Raw genomic sequence first — 586 nt, 5'->3', positions numbered from 1 at the left:
ACGGCGGAAATGGGACTATCTTGCCATTACTTGCCTTGTAAAACAGCTCTCCGTGAGTTAGTTCATCTTTAATGAAAGACACAGCACCAACAAAGCCTAACTCCTCTTTATAGTCGTTAGCAATAGCCACTGTCAGCTGGTAGAAACCCAATAGTTTATTAAAATCAGACTGTCCATCAGTGTTGTCCAACGTATAAGGTTTATTGAGACGTGGTAGAACATAAACTTTTCCAATGCCGATGTCTCTGTCGGGGTCTATATTTTTATGGGTCAACCTATATAGAATTACCCCATCATTCCCCACTATAAAAGCGTTAGCGTAGTTCCCCATAGGCTCCATATATAGTTTATTGTTAATTATCTTGCCACTTGCCCTTCTTTTTGACATCTCAAACCAGCCGACTCTGTCATAATCTCTATGCTGGATGCCTGTAATAGTTGCTCCAGCAAGACTTGCGGGGAGTGCTGCTCCAGTGCCAAGCATTACGGAACTAAAGGTGAGTGCGGGAGGAGGCGATGCGCTGAAAGACAGCGTTTGTTTGTTGTTCTTAACGAAAAGTGTTAAATAAAGCTGATTTTTGGTGGC

1 protein-coding gene is annotated in these 586 nt (G+C 42.7%); it reads right to left on the bottom strand.

Annotation, left to right across the window (positions count from 1 at the left end):
* A partial coding sequence (locus tag AC1MDJ_RS08445) for an NFACT family protein (RefSeq protein ID WP_479690464.1) occupies nucleotides 1–586 on the bottom strand: 586 nt, incomplete at both ends.

Source organism: Candidatus Termitispirillum reticulitermitis (genome assembly GCF_054655775.1).
The sequence above is the reverse complement of the archived record's forward strand: the minus strand, read 5'-3'. Positions and strand labels throughout refer to the sequence as shown.